The 13,903-nt window shown below is 42.6% G+C and carries 10 protein-coding genes, 21 tRNA genes and 2 rRNA genes; 31 read left to right on the top strand and 2 right to left on the bottom strand.

The genetic code is table 11. From position 1 onward, the window contains the following. The 23 genes from MUB24_RS17870 to MUB24_RS17760 all read left to right on the top strand — a co-directional run. Positions 1 to 175: ribosomal RNA gene (locus MUB24_RS17870) — 23S ribosomal RNA — on the top strand; the annotation flags it as partial. Positions 176 to 392: 217 nt separating this feature from the next. Next, positions 393 to 508: ribosomal RNA gene (rrf, locus tag MUB24_RS17865) — 5S ribosomal RNA — on the top strand. A gap of 8 nt (positions 509 to 516) precedes the next feature. Then, positions 517 to 592, top strand: a tRNA-Val gene (locus tag MUB24_RS17860). A 10-nt stretch (positions 593 to 602) separates the two neighbouring features. Continuing rightward, positions 603 to 675 (top strand) — tRNA-Thr (locus MUB24_RS17855). Positions 676 to 683: 8 nt separating this feature from the next. Then, positions 684 to 759 (top strand) — tRNA-Lys (locus tag MUB24_RS17850). Positions 760 to 789: 30 nt separating this feature from the next. After that, positions 790 to 871, top strand: a tRNA-Leu gene (locus MUB24_RS17845). A 27-nt stretch (positions 872 to 898) separates the two neighbouring features. Then, positions 899 to 973 (top strand) — tRNA-Gly (locus tag MUB24_RS17840). Between the two features lie 6 nt (positions 974 to 979). Continuing rightward, positions 980 to 1,065: transfer RNA gene (locus MUB24_RS17835), tRNA-Leu, on the top strand. Between the two features lie 7 nt (positions 1,066 to 1,072). Further along, positions 1,073 to 1,149, top strand: a tRNA-Arg gene (locus MUB24_RS17830). A 79-nt stretch (positions 1,150 to 1,228) separates the two neighbouring features. Continuing rightward, positions 1,229 to 1,302: transfer RNA gene (locus MUB24_RS17825), tRNA-Pro, on the top strand. Positions 1,303 to 1,314: 12 nt separating this feature from the next. Then, positions 1,315 to 1,390: transfer RNA gene (locus tag MUB24_RS17820), tRNA-Ala, on the top strand. A 22-nt stretch (positions 1,391 to 1,412) separates the two neighbouring features. Beyond that, a tRNA-Met gene (locus MUB24_RS17815) sits at positions 1,413 to 1,486 on the top strand. 9 nt (positions 1,487 to 1,495) lie between these two features. Then, positions 1,496 to 1,572: transfer RNA gene (locus tag MUB24_RS17810), tRNA-Ile, on the top strand. 15 nt (positions 1,573 to 1,587) lie between these two features. After that, positions 1,588 to 1,680, top strand: a tRNA-Ser gene (locus tag MUB24_RS17805). A gap of 21 nt (positions 1,681 to 1,701) precedes the next feature. After that, a tRNA-Met gene (locus tag MUB24_RS17800) sits at positions 1,702 to 1,775 on the top strand. Positions 1,776 to 1,779: 4 nt separating this feature from the next. Beyond that, positions 1,780 to 1,856: transfer RNA gene (locus tag MUB24_RS17795), tRNA-Asp, on the top strand. A gap of 20 nt (positions 1,857 to 1,876) precedes the next feature. Then, a tRNA-Phe gene (locus tag MUB24_RS17790) sits at positions 1,877 to 1,952 on the top strand. A 19-nt stretch (positions 1,953 to 1,971) separates the two neighbouring features. After that, positions 1,972 to 2,047, top strand: a tRNA-His gene (locus MUB24_RS17785). A 15-nt stretch (positions 2,048 to 2,062) separates the two neighbouring features. Beyond that, positions 2,063 to 2,136 (top strand) — tRNA-Gly (locus MUB24_RS17780). Between the two features lie 10 nt (positions 2,137 to 2,146). Beyond that, a tRNA-Ile gene (locus tag MUB24_RS17775) sits at positions 2,147 to 2,223 on the top strand. A gap of 1 nt (position 2,224) precedes the next feature. After that, positions 2,225 to 2,296, top strand: a tRNA-Asn gene (locus MUB24_RS17770). Positions 2,297 to 2,360: 64 nt separating this feature from the next. Then, positions 2,361 to 2,451, top strand: a tRNA-Ser gene (locus MUB24_RS17765). A 15-nt stretch (positions 2,452 to 2,466) separates the two neighbouring features. Further along, positions 2,467 to 2,538: transfer RNA gene (locus MUB24_RS17760), tRNA-Glu, on the top strand. Positions 2,539 to 2,650: 112 nt separating this feature from the next. On the opposite strand, the gene MUB24_RS17755 is transcribed toward MUB24_RS17760, so the two are convergent. Continuing rightward, positions 2,651 to 3,397: a TraR/DksA C4-type zinc finger protein gene (locus MUB24_RS17755; protein WP_244706455.1), complete on the bottom strand. Its 747-nt coding sequence runs from the start codon at positions 3,395 to 3,397 to the stop codon at positions 2,651 to 2,653. A 141-nt stretch (positions 3,398 to 3,538) separates the two neighbouring features. Further along, complete coding sequence (locus MUB24_RS17750) at positions 3,539 to 4,462, bottom strand: 1,4-dihydroxy-2-naphthoate polyprenyltransferase (RefSeq protein WP_244706453.1); 924 nt, start codon at positions 4,460 to 4,462, stop codon at positions 3,539 to 3,541. Between the two features lie 345 nt (positions 4,463 to 4,807). On the opposite strand from MUB24_RS17750, the gene MUB24_RS17745 reads away from it, so the two are divergent. From MUB24_RS17745 to MUB24_RS17710, 8 genes are all read left to right on the top strand, one after another. Continuing rightward, entirely contained in the window at positions 4,808 to 6,172 is a 1,365-nt protein-coding gene (locus MUB24_RS17745; RefSeq protein WP_244706450.1) for an isochorismate synthase, read from the top strand. Next, positions 6,169 to 7,908, top strand: a complete 1,740-nt coding sequence (gene menD / locus MUB24_RS17740) for a 2-succinyl-5-enolpyruvyl-6-hydroxy-3-cyclohexene-1-carboxylic-acid synthase (RefSeq protein ID WP_244706448.1) — start codon at positions 6,169 to 6,171, stop codon at positions 7,906 to 7,908. Before MUB24_RS17745 ends, menD begins: the two co-directional genes overlap by 4 nt. Further along, positions 7,905 to 8,723, top strand: coding sequence for a 2-succinyl-6-hydroxy-2,4-cyclohexadiene-1-carboxylate synthase (menH, locus tag MUB24_RS17735; protein ID WP_244706446.1), 819 nt, complete (start codon positions 7,905 to 7,907; stop codon positions 8,721 to 8,723). The genes menD and menH overlap by 4 nt, the downstream gene beginning before the upstream one ends. A 4-nt stretch (positions 8,724 to 8,727) precedes the next feature. Next, complete coding sequence (menB, locus tag MUB24_RS17730) at positions 8,728 to 9,546, top strand: 1,4-dihydroxy-2-naphthoyl-CoA synthase (protein WP_244706444.1); 819 nt, start codon at positions 8,728 to 8,730, stop codon at positions 9,544 to 9,546. A gap of 749 nt (positions 9,547 to 10,295) precedes the next feature. Continuing rightward, a complete protein-coding gene (locus MUB24_RS17725; protein WP_244706442.1) occupies positions 10,296 to 11,783 on the top strand; it encodes an o-succinylbenzoate--CoA ligase in 1,488 nt (495 codons plus the stop codon). Further along, positions 11,783 to 12,892: an o-succinylbenzoate synthase gene (menC, locus tag MUB24_RS17720; RefSeq protein WP_244706461.1), complete on the top strand. Its 1,110-nt coding sequence runs from the start codon at positions 11,783 to 11,785 to the stop codon at positions 12,890 to 12,892. Before MUB24_RS17725 ends, menC begins: the two co-directional genes overlap by 1 nt. Before the next feature lie 264 nt (positions 12,893 to 13,156). Beyond that, positions 13,157 to 13,333 (top strand): hypothetical protein, encoded by a 177-nt coding sequence (locus MUB24_RS17715; RefSeq protein WP_244706440.1) that lies wholly within the window; start codon positions 13,157 to 13,159, stop codon positions 13,331 to 13,333. Continuing rightward, complete coding sequence (locus MUB24_RS17710; RefSeq protein WP_244706438.1) at positions 13,330 to 13,887, top strand: ATPase; 558 nt, start codon at positions 13,330 to 13,332, stop codon at positions 13,885 to 13,887. The genes MUB24_RS17715 and MUB24_RS17710 overlap by 4 nt, the downstream gene beginning before the upstream one ends. The last annotated feature ends 16 nt before the right edge of the window (positions 13,888 to 13,903 follow it).

Here is a 13,903-nt window from a genome sequence, read left to right as displayed (position 1 = left end):
GTGCGGAAGGGATAAGTGCTGAAAGCATCTAAGCATGAAGCCCCCCTCAAGATGAGATTTCCCTAGGCTTTTAAAGCCTTAAGACCCCTGAAAGATGATCAGGTTGATAGGTCCGAGGTGGAAGTGTGGTGACGCATGTAGCTGACGGATACTAATCGGTCAAGGACTTAATCAATTAAAAAGCGGAAGCGCCTGTCCAACGATGTTTGCTAGTCGATAGGCGCTGGAGCTGGATTATATTCAAACCTTCTTGTGTTTGTCTTCTCCTTTATCTGGTTTTGAGAGAATAAAAAATTCTCTTGATTTTTACATAAAATTAGTTATAATAAGATATGTCGATTTCTACAAGGGATCTTCTGAGCAGAAGTCAGCACAATCATATACAAGTAAGGTCTGGTGACAATAGCGAAGAGGTCACACCCGTTTCCATCCCGAACACGGCAGTTAAGCTCTTCAGCGCCGATGGTAATAAGGGGCTTCCCCTTGTGAGAGTAGGACGTTGCCAGGCTAAAAAATGGAGGATTAGCTCAGTTGGGAGAGCATCTGCCTTACAAGCAGAGGGTCGGCGGTTCGAGCCCGTCATCCTCCACCATTATTACTTTGCCGGCCTAGCTCAATTGGTAGAGCAACTGACTTGTAATCAGTAGGTTGGGGGTTCAAGTCCTCTGGCCGGCATCATGGACGAGCCATTAGCTCAGTTGGTAGAGCATCTGACTTTTAATCAGAGGGTCGCAGGTTCGAATCCTGCATGGCTCACCATTGACAAGTAAGTATGTACCATTTCATCGAGCGGGTGTGGTGGAATTGGCAGACACGCTAGACTTAGGATCTAGTGCCGCAAGGCGTGGGGGTTCGACTCCCTTCACCCGCATTTCAAAATTTATATATCTAAAAGTCTGCGGAAGTAGTTCAGTGGTAGAACATCACCTTGCCAAGGTGGGGGTCGCGGGTTCGAATCCCGTCTTCCGCTCCAGATTATGCCGGGGTGGCGGAACTGGCAGACGCACAGGACTTAAAATCCTGCGGTAGGTGACTACCGTACCGGTTCGATTCCGGTCCTCGGCATTTTTTTGCGCCCGTAGCTCAATTGGATAGAGCGTTTGACTACGGATCAAAAGGTTAGGGGTTCGACTCCTCTCGGGCGCGCCAATTCTAGATACTAGAATCTGGATTGGTAGGTTTCGCCTAATACACGATAACATCCAACATTCTATTTCTCACATTTTAACGGGAAGTAGCTCAGCTTGGTAGAGCACTTGGTTTGGGACCAAGGGGTCGCAGGTTCGAATCCTGTCTTCCCGATTATTTTTGTATGGGGCCTTAGCTCAGCTGGGAGAGCGCCTGCTTTGCACGCAGGAGGTCAGCGGTTCGATCCCGCTAGGCTCCACCATTTTTATGTGAATGACCAATGTGGCGGTGTAGCTCAGCTGGCTAGAGCGTACGGTTCATACCCGTGAGGTCGGGGGTTCGATCCCCTCCGCCGCTATCATTTAATGGACCTTTAGCTCAGCTGGTTAGAGCAGACGGCTCATAACCGTCCGGTCGTAGGTTCGAGTCCTACAAGGTCCACCATTATTTTATTCTTTTGGAGGAATACCCAAGTCTGGCTGAAGGGATCGGTCTTGAAAACCGACAGGCGGGTCATACCGCGCGGGGGTTCGAATCCCTCTTCCTCCGCCATAATAATAATTTTCAAAACGTCGCGGGGTGGAGCAGTCTGGTAGCTCGTCGGGCTCATAACCCGAAGGTCGCAGGTTCAAATCCTGCCCCCGCAATAATGGTCCGGTAGTTCAGTTGGTTAGAATGCCTGCCTGTCACGCAGGAGGTCGCGGGTTCGAGTCCCGTCCGGACCGCCATTTATACATAAAAGCAGTAAGGCTCAGTAGCTCAGTCGGTAGAGCAAAGGACTGAAAATCCTTGTGTCGGCGGTTCGATTCCGTCCTGAGCCACCATTTTAAACGATGCGTCTTGGCGGCTATGGCGAAGGGGTTAACGCATCGGATTGTGGCTCCGACACTCGTGGGTTCGATTCCCACTAGTCGCCCCATAAAGATTTCATTTTGCGGGTGTAGTTTAGTGGTAAAACTACAGCCTTCCAAGCTGTTGTCGTGGGTTCGATTCCCATCACCCGCTCCATTTTAACTTTGGGCCTATAGCTCAGCTGGTTAGAGCGCACGCCTGATAAGCGTGAGGTCGGTGGTTCGAGTCCACTTAGGCCCACCATTCCGCAGTAGCTCAGTGGTAGAGCTATCGGCTGTTAACCGATCGGTCGTAGGTTCGAATCCTACCTGCGGAGTTTCTCCAAATGTATAGTAGATATGTGATAGATTAGCTATTGGAAATTTATTGAATCTATATTCGGGGAAGTACTCAAGTGGCTGAAGAGGTGCCCCTGCTAAGGGCATAGGTCGCGTAAGCGGCGCGAGGGTTCAAATCCCTCCTTCTCCGCCATTACATATTTTATAGGGCCCCTTGGTCAAGCGGTTAAGACACCGCCCTTTCACGGCGGTAACACGGGTTCGAATCCCGTAGGGGTCATCTTAAAAAAGGATAATATCTTCTATAGAAGATATTATCCTTTTTTCTTTAAGAGATAAAAAAGCTGTATCATCCTTCAAGACTTCGTGATCTTCTGAAACTTTCGGACGTGTTAATCAGAATGGTCATCTTCAATATAGCTGTCCTTTTCTTTGTAAGGAATATCGCCTAATGGTGACTCCATTCCCGTGTCATCCAATCTTTCTTCATATTCCACTTGTTCATCTGAACGAATGGTACTTCTATGCTTGCCAGTAATATCTGTTACACTAAAGTTTTCGTATTCTTCTTGTGTTCCATCCTTGCTATCATCATGATAAAGTTCATTATAATCATCGTAATCGCCAACAAAATCAGAAGGCGTTTCAGAAGTACCATATTTAGCAACTTCTTCGAAACTGTCCTCATAATCCCTCACTGGGCTTTTCAGTCGATAAGAATAAGAGTTGTCATGAGCAGGTTCTAGTACATCTTCCTCAATTGGTCGATCTCCAGGTACTTTTTGTTCTGGTGAATGATCGATGCAAAACGTTGTAGAGGGGAGTGCTTCTAGACGCTCATAAGGAATCTCTTTCCCGCATACCTCGCATTGTCCATAGCTTCCTTCGTCCATTGCTTTGAGGGCATGCTCAACTTTTCCTAGCTCATCTTGGGCATGTACAGATAAAGCCATATCTTTTTCCCTTTCGTAAAATCCTGTGCCAGCATCAGCGGGATGGTTATCATAAAGGGAAAGTTCTCCAATATTTTCATGAGCGCTTCGATTACGGAAACTGTCTTCATCTTCTGTTATTTCAAGCTGTTTTTTTTGCTGTAAAAGTTCTTCTCTTAATTTCGACTTTTGCTGCTTAGTAATCATTGCGGCACTCCTTTCAAGTCTTCTCATGTAGTATAAACATTTTTTCAATTACTAATCAGGACCTATTTGTGATTATCTATTCTTTTCCTTTCTTTGAATGGATGTAAACATAAAAAAGCCCTCCTGATAAAAGGAGGACCATTAAATAAAATAACTTATAATTATTCCAACAGACATGAATAAACCATAAATCGTATTTGTTTGAGCTGTAGCTACCATAGCTGGCATCATTTGCAGGGGCTTTGTTTTGCCTATAAAACCCTTTACCGCTTTAACCGCCTTAGGAATACTTAAGTAAGTGATGAATAACCAGTAAGGGGTATCGGTAAAAATTACCATGAAAACAATCCATAAATAAGAAAAAATAAACATGGAGGCAAGTAATTTGATGGCATTTTTTCTCCCAACCAAAATGGCAATTGTTTTCCGACCGCTTTCTTTATCATCATCTAGGTCACGAATATTATTAGAAAGCATAATACTTCCGATAAGGACCGAAATAGGAATGGAAATAAAAATGCTCATTTGTGAAATAAATCCAGTTTGGATAAAAAATGAAATTTGGATAATCACAAATCCCATAAAAAATCCCGACATACATTCACCAAAAGGGGTATAGGCAATCGGATATGGTCCACCCGTATAAAAATAGCCGACAAGCATACAAACAAAGCCGACAACTGCAATCCATAAGCTACTTTCGAGCGAAATATAGACACCAAGCAGAAGGGCAATCGCAAAAAGAACAAAGGCTAATGTTAAGACTGTTTTTGGTTTAACCCCGTTTCTAACAATGGCTCCCCCAATTCCAACCGATTCTTCATGATCCAGTCCCCTTGTAAAATCAAAATATTCATTAAACATATTGGTTGCTGCTTGAATCAACAAACTTGCAAGCAGCATGGCTATAAATAAAGGAATATGAATAGCATAATGGTTTGCGGCTAAGGCTGTTCCAAGTAATACGGGAACAAATGCGGCTGTTAGCGTATGGGGACGGGCCAACTGCCACCATATTCTCCAACCTTTATCTGATGGTATAACGGAACCAGTCTGAACTTTCATAGAATTTTCTCTCCTCTAATAGAAAAGCAGAAGCGGCCGTTTAACGACATACAAACTTTTTACGGTTCTGACGAGATAAAAAAACGTGGTGAATGTAGAAACCGAAAGTTTGCTAATCGCTGGGCGCTGAAGCTATCCAACGCTAGCTAATTTTATACTTTTCTAACCTGTAATAATATACCCATCCTATAAATTTTAGGTAAAGTGTCACAAAGTGTCAATCTTTTCATGATAATTATTTTTGGAAAATCATTTCCTAAGTGCGAACACTACATTTAAAATTCTTCTTCATATATAATAAAGGGGAACACCCAACTTAAGAACGCAGCTTTAGGAGAGATTGACTTGAAGACATTATTATCCCCAAATAGTTTTAAATATGTGTCAACAAACGAAGGGGGCAAACTTTATAGTTATACAATGCAACTGGATCCATGTGATCCATTCGTTTTTTATCAAAGAACTCATTCTTCATTTAATGGACAGCGATTTTATTGGAGAAGTTCAGATGATACAACCATTATCGTAGGGATTGGGATTTCCGTTTCCATCACAAGTAAATCTCCAGAAACTCGATTTGAAGATATTCAGCAACAATGGCGTGATTTGTTGAATAATGCCGATATTCATAATGATTATGAAATAGCTGGAATTGGGCCACTTTTGTTTGGGGGCTTTTCGTTTGACACGAAACAGCCTGCTTCAGAGGAGTGGGAAAACTATGGTGACTCCCTATTTTATTTGCCAAAAATCATGATTACTTGCGTTCAAGAGCAATATTTTTTAACGATCAATAGTTTTGAAAAACTGGAAACAGGATTAAGGGATGAATGGAAAAATAGAATCAAACAGATGAAGCCTCAGGACTTTTCTCTTCCCGCCGTAAACAATCGTAAGGAATATAACATTGCCGAGTGGTTGCAAAGTGTTGAGAAGATTGTAAAGGAATTACAGACAACTGAGATGCAAAAGGTTGTGTTGGCAAGAAAAATGAAGCTTGATTTAGCCGATTCCGTAGCATCAGAACCCCTTATTCACAGCCTTCTATCCCAGCAGCCAACAAGTTTTGTGTTTTCTATGGAGGCGGGTGATAGCTGTTTTCTTGGTGCTTCTCCAGAAAGGCTGATTAAAATAGAGGATGATCAAGTTTTATCGACCTGTTTAGCTGGCTCCACCGGGAGAGGGAAAGATGAAATAGAAGATCAACGTTTAGGAAACAGCTTGTTAAAGGATTCAAAAAATCTTTTTGAACATGAATTGGTCGTTTCTATGATAGAGGATGCTTTAAGGCCTTATTGTGAAAACCTGGCGATACCTAAAGAGCCCGTCTTGATGAAAACCCCGTATATTCAACATTTATTTACACCAGTTAAGGGAAAGGCAAAGCGGAATAGCTCTATTCTCAAAATGGTACAAGCTCTTCATCCTACGCCCGCAATGGGCGGGGTTCCGACAAAAGCGGCACTGAAAATAATTCGCGAAGAGGAAAAGATGGATCGAGGTTTTTATGCAAGTCCAATCGGCTGGACAGATTATCGAGGAAACGGAGAATTTATTGTCGGCATTCGTTCAGGTCTCGTGAAGGGAAACACCGCTTATTTATATGCAGGATGTGGCTTGGTGCCTGAATCGATTTCTAAGAAAGAGTTGCTTGAAACACGGATAAAATTTCAGCCGATGCTACGGGCTTTTGGGAAGGAGATATTATGAATCCACATCAACAAGCAATGACTCAGTATTTGGCCGCTTTTATTACAGGCCTTGTTCAAACTGGAGTTCGGGATGTCGTGATTAGTCCTGGGTCTCGTTCTACGCCACTTGCTCTTTTAATGGTGGAACATAGGGAGTTAAACACGTATATTCATATTGACGAGCGATCAGCCGGATTTTTCGCTCTAGGTCTCGCGAAAGCTTCAAAGTCGCCAGTTGCTCTATTATGTACCTCTGGAACGGCTGCTGCCAATTATTATCCAGCGGTGATTGAGGCTAATTTATCAAGGGTTCCTCTGATTATTTTAACAGCAGATCGCCCCCATGAATTGCGAGATGTGGGAGCTCCGCAGGCTATTAATCAACTTCAATTATATGGTCAACATGTGAAGTGGTTTGTTGAGATGGCCTTACCTGAAAAGAGTATAGAGCAAATGGCTTATTCAAAAATGATGGCTCGCCGCGCTGTGAAAGAATGCACAAGCTCAGTTTCGGGACCTGTGCATGTGAATTTTCCGCTTCGCGAGCCTTTGCTTCCTGCTCTTGATCCCTACCCATTTCCAGAGAAGCAGGAGGAATATGAAACAGCCACAGGGACATTCACATTGCCAGGGACTACACTTGAACGAATGGCAAGCGATATGAGCCGGTATCAAAAAGGATTGATTATTTGCGGTCCAATGGAACAACCATCCTTTTCGAATGCGGCCATCCGATTAGCTAAAAAATTGGCTTTTCCTATTTTGGCGGATCCTTTGTCCCAGCTAAGAATCGACGATCCCATCATTATCGACAGTTATGATGCGATTTTGAAAACAGATTGTGTACTTAAGGAATGCCAACCAGAGTTTATTCTGCGCTTTGGGGCGATGCCTGTATCCAAACCCCTTGCTCTCTTTATGAAAAAATATCGGGGAATTCCTCATCTTGTTGTGGATGGTCATGCAGGGTGGAGGGATCCTTATCACCTTGGAACGAAGATGATTCAAATGGATGAGACTGCATTTTGCCAACAATTGGTTCACCATGTAAAGGCGAATGAAAATAATAAATGGTTATCTCAATGGCAGCAGTTGGATCAATTAGTGAAAAAGGCGATCAAAGCGCATGTGTCTTTGGAGAAGGAATTGGAGGAAGGAAAAGTATTGTATGAGCTTTTCCCATTATTACCGAACAAAAGCACCATTTTTGTAGGAAATAGTATGCCGATTCGCGATGTAGACACATTTTTCCATAAAAATAATCAAGGGATCACGGTGATGGCGAACCGCGGTGCGAACGGGATTGATGGTGTTGTGTCAACGGCTTTAGGGGCTTCTGTCTATCAACAACCGTTATTTTTATTGATTGGAGATTTATCTTTTTTCCATGATATGAATGGACTGCTGGCCGCAAAATTGTACAAATTAAATATCACGATTATTATTCTAAACAATGATGGGGGAGGCATCTTCTCTTACTTGCCCCAGGCAGAATCGAAGCAGCATTTCGAGGTTTTATTTGGTACCCCAATAGGATTGAATTATGAGCATGCTGTTCAATTGTATCAAGGGCAATATACGAAAATCACAGATTGGGAGAAGTTTTCGATGGTGATTGAGGAAGCAGCTTCCTATGAAGGCTTAAATGTGATCGAAATCCCGACAGATAGATCGAAAAATCTTGCATCCCATCGGAAAATGTGGGATCGAGTTTCCCGGGAAATAACGACCTATCTGCAAGGTGTTGAAAAATGATCATTCGTGTCAACGATGTTGATTATTTTTATGAAATGCAGGGGAAAGGCCCGGTGGTTTTGCTGTTACATGGTTTTACAGGGGATCATACAACTTGGACACATTTAAAGAAACAATTGCGGGATGATTTTACGCTACTATCTGTTGATCTTTTGGGCCATGGAAGGACGAGTGCACCAACTGATCCTGCTCGATACCAAATAGAGACAGCTGCCGCTGATCTAACCGCTCTTTTAGAAGCCTTAAAGATTAAAAAAGTGCATCTTCTCGGTTATTCGATGGGAGGGCGTTTGGCTTTAACGTTTGCCATTCTTTTTCCGGAAAAAGTAAGTAGCTTGATTTTAGAGAGTGCTTCACCTGGTTTAAAAACGATGAAGGAAAGAGAAGGACGTGTTTTCAAAGATAAGCAATTAGCACAAATGATCGAAAAAAAGGGGATAAAAGAATTTGTCGATTATTGGGAGAGGATTCCCCTATTTGCTTCACAAAGTAAATTGCCAGAACGGATTCGCCACCAAATTCGGAGGCAACGATTAGATCAGTCTCCTCTTGGACTTGCTAATAGCCTGCGCGGAATGGGAACAGGACAACAACCTTCTTGGTGGTCCACCCTCGCAAGTCTGTCTATGCCTATCCAATTGATTTGCGGGAAAAAAGATCCAAAGTTTTGTCAAATTGCAGAAGAGATGAAGCAGGTCATTCCAAAGGCTAGTTTGACCTGTGTACCTGATGTCGGTCATGCAATTCATGTGGAGGATCCGACAAATTTTGATACAATAGTAAAGAAGTTCTTATTAAAGGCTGAAAGGAGTTAAGAACATGGCAATTCATTGGACAAGCGAAAGGGAATATGAAGATATTTTATATGAAACATATAATGGGATAGCGAAAATTACGATCAATCGACCTCATGTACATAATGCATTTAGGCCGGAAACCGTGATGGAATTAATGGATGCTTTTGCCTACGCCCGTGATGATAAAGAAGTAGGGGTCATCATTTTAACAGGCGCAGGAGAGAAAGCCTTTTGTTCAGGTGGCGATCAAAAGGTAAGAGGACATGGGGGGTATGTTGGGGGAGATAATATCCCACGTTTGAATGTGCTGGATCTACAAAGGCTCATTCGTGTGATTCCAAAACCCGTTGTGGCCATGGTAGCAGGATATGCGATTGGTGGGGGACATGTCCTTCACGTTGTTTGTGATTTAACGATTGCAGCAGATAACGCTGTTTTTGGTCAAACAGGACCAAAGGTAGGAAGCTTTGATGCCGGTTATGGTTCAGGCTATTTAGCACGAATTGTGGGCCATAAAAAAGCAAAAGAAATTTGGTTCCTATGCCGTCAATACAATGCCCAGGAAGCATTAGATATGGGCTTGGTCAATACCGTTGTGCCACTAGAGCAATTGGAGGAAGAAACGGTAAAATGGTGTGAAGAAATGCTGAAAAAAAGCCCAACCGCTTTGCGTTTCTTAAAAGCAGCCTTTAATGCGGACACAGACGGATTGGCTGGCTTGCAACAATTAGCAGGAGATGCCACTTTGCTGTACTACACAACGGATGAGGCAAAAGAAGGAAGAGACGCGTTCAAGGAAAAACGCAAACCAGACTTCGATCAATTCCCACGTTTTCCTTAATAGCTGTTCGCTCCTAACGAGGCTTGGTGGCTATGCCATCAGGTCTTTCTTAGTTAAATGGGGGCTCTTTGAGATAAAAGCGGGGCTGAGGAAGGTTCATAACGACTAAAATTGTAGGAAGTCCTCGAATCGGTCGTTAAGCAGCGTTTATAACGCCCAAAATGGAGAGGAAGTCCCCGAATCGGTCGTTAAGCAGCGATCATAACGCCAAAATGGAGAGGAAGTCCTCGAATCGGTCGTTAAGCAGCGTTTATAACGCCCAAAATGGAGAGGAAGTCCTCGAATCGGTCGTTAAGGAGCGTTCATAACGCCCGAAATGGAGAGGAAGTCCTCGAATCGGTCGTTAAGCAGCGTTTATAACGCCCAAAATGGAGAGGAAGTCCCCGAATCGGTCGTTAAGGAGCGTTCATAACGCCCGAAATTGGGAGGAAGTCCTTGAATCGGTCGTTAAGGAGCGTTCATAACGCCCAAAATGGAGAGAAAGTCCTTGAATCGGTCGTTAAGAAGTGATCATAACGCCCAAAATGGAGAGGAAGTCATCGAACCGGTCATTAAGCAGCGTTTATAACGCCCAAAATGGAGAGGAAGTCCTTGAATCGGTCGTTAAGCAGCGATCATAACGCCCGAAATTAGGAAAAAGTCATTGAAACGGTCGTTAAGGAGCGTTTATAATGCCCAAAATTGAAATTTAAAGTTTGTTCCGATCATAAAAAACCCCACGATTATTGCCAGAAAGTGAAGTGAAAAGGATGGGAGAGAGGATCCCGAATTGGCTTATACAGCGGAGCCATATTAGTCCAAACAAACCTGCATTGGTGTTTGAAGATCAAGTATGGACTTTTGAAGAAGTGAAAGAAATCGTACAAGACGTGCAAGGTAGATTGGCTTCTTGTTTCCATGATCAGGATATTCGCGCAGCGATTTTAATGAAAAATCATCCTCAGATGGTTTGGTTGATTTATGCGCTCCAGCAGCTTGGTATCGAGGCTGTCTTTTTAAACCATCGCCTGACTGCCATGGAATTGAGTTTTCAATTACAAGATAGTGAGACAGACGTCCTCTTTTATGATGAGGTGTTTGTGGATATGACCAAAAACCTCAAGCTTAAGCATCCTCAGCTTCGGATCTATACCCCCGATCAATATAACGCATTCCCTCAGCAACCTATAAACATTAGGCAGGAGTATGATCTCGAAGATACCTGTTCGATTATGTATACTTCCGGGACCACAGGGAAGCCAAAAGGGGTCATGCAGTCCTATGGGAATCATTGGTGGAATGCGATCGGATCTTCTTTGAATCTAGGCCTTCAAGAAAAAGATGCTTGGCTATGTGCGGTCCCCCTCTTTCATATTAGTGGCCTGTCGATTTTGATGAAAAGTGTTATTTACGGGATGCCGGCTTATTTAATGGAACAATTTGAAGAGGAAAAAGCCAACTCTCTGCTTCAATCGGGACAAGTGACCATCATGTCGGTTGTGTCTGCGATGCTTAATCGAATGTTGGAAAAACTAGAAGAGCAGACGTACCATCCTCGTTTCCGCTGCATGTTACTTGGTGGAGGACCGGCTCCGTTGCCTCTTCTAGAACGCTGTGTGGAAAAGGGGATTCCCATTTTTCAAACGTATGGTATGACCGAAACCGCCTCACAGATTGTCACCTTAAGTCCAGAAGATGCTTTTAGAAAATTAGGGTCAGCAGGAAAGGCCCTTTTCCCAGCACAAATCCGAATCACAGATACGGATGGGGGAGTTGCGGAAGCAGGACAAGCAGGAGAAATTCAATTAAAGGGACCTACTATTACAAGTGGTTATTTAAGTCGTCCTGCTGCGAACGCAGCTTCTTTTGCTCAAGGGTGGTTCAAAACGGGAGATATTGGCTATCTGGATGAGGAAGGATTTCTATACGTATTAGACCGACGCTCCGATTTAATTATTTCTGGTGGGGAGAATATTTATCCAGCGGAAATCGAAGCCATTCTAATGGGGCATGAAGCCATCGTTGAGGCTGGGGTTATCGGCTTGGAAGATGAAAAATGGGGGCAGGTTCCCTATGCTTTTGTTGTTGTCAAAAGGCCTGTGACAGAAGAGCGGCTCACTGAATTTTGCCGAGCCCATTTAGCGGCTTATAAGGTACCGAAACGAGTGATACAGGTCAAAACATTGCCGCGAAATGCAGCGAATAAATTATTGCGCCGGAAGCTAATGGATTATGTAAAAGGGGAGAAGACTCCATGATGAATATTGTCAAAGCGCAGCTTTCGATCATTTCCATGCCGTTAAAAAAACCTTTTTCCACTCATTTAGGGATTGTCAAAGAACGGGAAGCGATTATTATTGAATTATGGGATCGTGAAGGAGAAATTGGCTACGGGGAAACAGTTGCCTTTTCCTCTCCATGGTATACGGAAGAAACGGTAAAGACTGCTTATCATATGCAAAAGGATTTTATTTTACCAGTTTTATTAAAAAAAACGTTTGCCCATCCCGATGAGTTTTCCCGAGAATTCTCTCATCTGCGGGGAAATGAAATGGCAAAGAGTGGAATCGAAACAGCGCTTTGGGATTTGTATGCAAAAAAAAGGGGAAAGTCGCTGGCTACCCTACTCGGTGGAACCCGCAAAGTCGTACGTGCTGGAGCGGTTGTGGCCACACAAGATTTAAAACGGGCGCTTACTGAAATAGAAAAGTTCTGTGACCAAGGTTTTGAAAGGATTAAATTAAAAATCAGTCCTGCAAATGATCTAGAATGGATCAGGAACATAAGAAGGGAAGTTCCGGACGTCCCCCTCATGGCAGATGCTAATTCTGCGTATACATTGGCTGATGTCGATCGCCTTCGTGCCTTGGATGAATTCGACCTGCTCATGATTGAGCAGCCCCTTGGTCCGACAGATCTGGTAGAACATGCCATCCTACAAAAACAAATCACGACCCCTATCTGCTTAGATGAAAGCATTACAAATGTCCATGATGCAAAAAGTGCGATTCAATTAGGCAGCTGCCAAATCATGAATATAAAGGTGGGACGTGTGGGGGGGCTGACGAATGCGAAACAAATTCATGATCTCTGCATGGAAAATAAACTCCAAGTTTGGTGTGGCGGTATGATCGAATTTGGTATTTCAAAGGCCCATAACCTTGCCTTAGCCTCCCTTCCAGGTTTCACTCTTCCAGGTGACTTATCTCCCTCCACTCATTATTGGGAAGAGGATATTATTGATCCTCCCATTGAGATGGATAAGGGAAAAATCACCGTTCCATCTCTTCCAGGAATGGGATTTTCAGTAAACGAACAGCGGTTGGAAGAGGTGTGTAGGCATAAAGAAATAATCACAACGATATGACATAGAAAATCCTTTCTATATATTTGTTATAAACAGGAAAATTTAACAAAAGTGGTGGATTTTCGTTTATACTTGTATTATGGAATAATGAATATAATTCCGCATTAACTTGCATATTTTTTATGGTCAAATTTAATCAAGAGCTAACTGAATTTTTCTAATCATAGATTCAGTTGGCAATTGTTCTTTTAATTTAAGTGAGAATGTATTTGTACTCATTTCAATGTCTGTTGTAAAAATATACCGAATCAAGGAGGGGTAATTGTGGTTAAACGTGGTTTAAGCGATAAAGCTTCGAAAATGGCGAAGTTCACTGGTGAAAGGGCTATGATAGATGCTAAGGTGTATAATCAACCAATCATTTACGTTGAAAATGGAAAATTGGTAAAAGAATATCCCAGTGGTTATAAAGAGATAACGGATAGGGCTTCAAATGAATGAAAACGTTGTATGTTTTTGCAGGTAACAACGGTTCGGGTAAAAGCACTTACAGGTCACTAATGAAAAATGAGATATTTTCTGAATTAGATATAGATAATGATTATATTGAACGTATTTTACGATCGGATAATGTATTAAACCCAAAGAAGGAATCGGGTAAACGAACGATAAGCCAGGTGAAAGACTGTATGAATAGGGGGATGAATTTCTCTTTTGAAACAACTCTATCAAGTAAATTGTCCTTAAGGCAGATTAAAGAGGCTAGGTCAAAGGGATATTACATTATTATGTACTACTTATTTTTAGATGGGGTAGAATTAAATATAGAACGTGTAAGGCTTAGACATTTAAAAGGCGGGCATAGTATACCTAAAGACGATATAATTAGAAGAAATTCACGGTCCGTTGAAAACTTAATCGCAATCAAAGATGAGATAGATGAAATATACATTATAAACAATACAGGTAAGAATGGAGTAATGGTAGCAAAGGTAATAGAGGGTGAGCTTGCTAAACTAGAGGGAACTGTCCCTAGTTGGCTGGATTGGTTATAGCACAAAATGATTCAAA

Source organism: Lederbergia sp. NSJ-179 (genome assembly GCF_022867885.1).
In the GTDB taxonomy this organism is placed as follows: domain Bacteria; phylum Bacillota; class Bacilli; order Bacillales; family Bacillaceae_C; genus Lederbergia.
The sequence above is the reverse complement of the archived record's forward strand: the minus strand, read 5'-3'. Positions and strand labels throughout refer to the sequence as shown.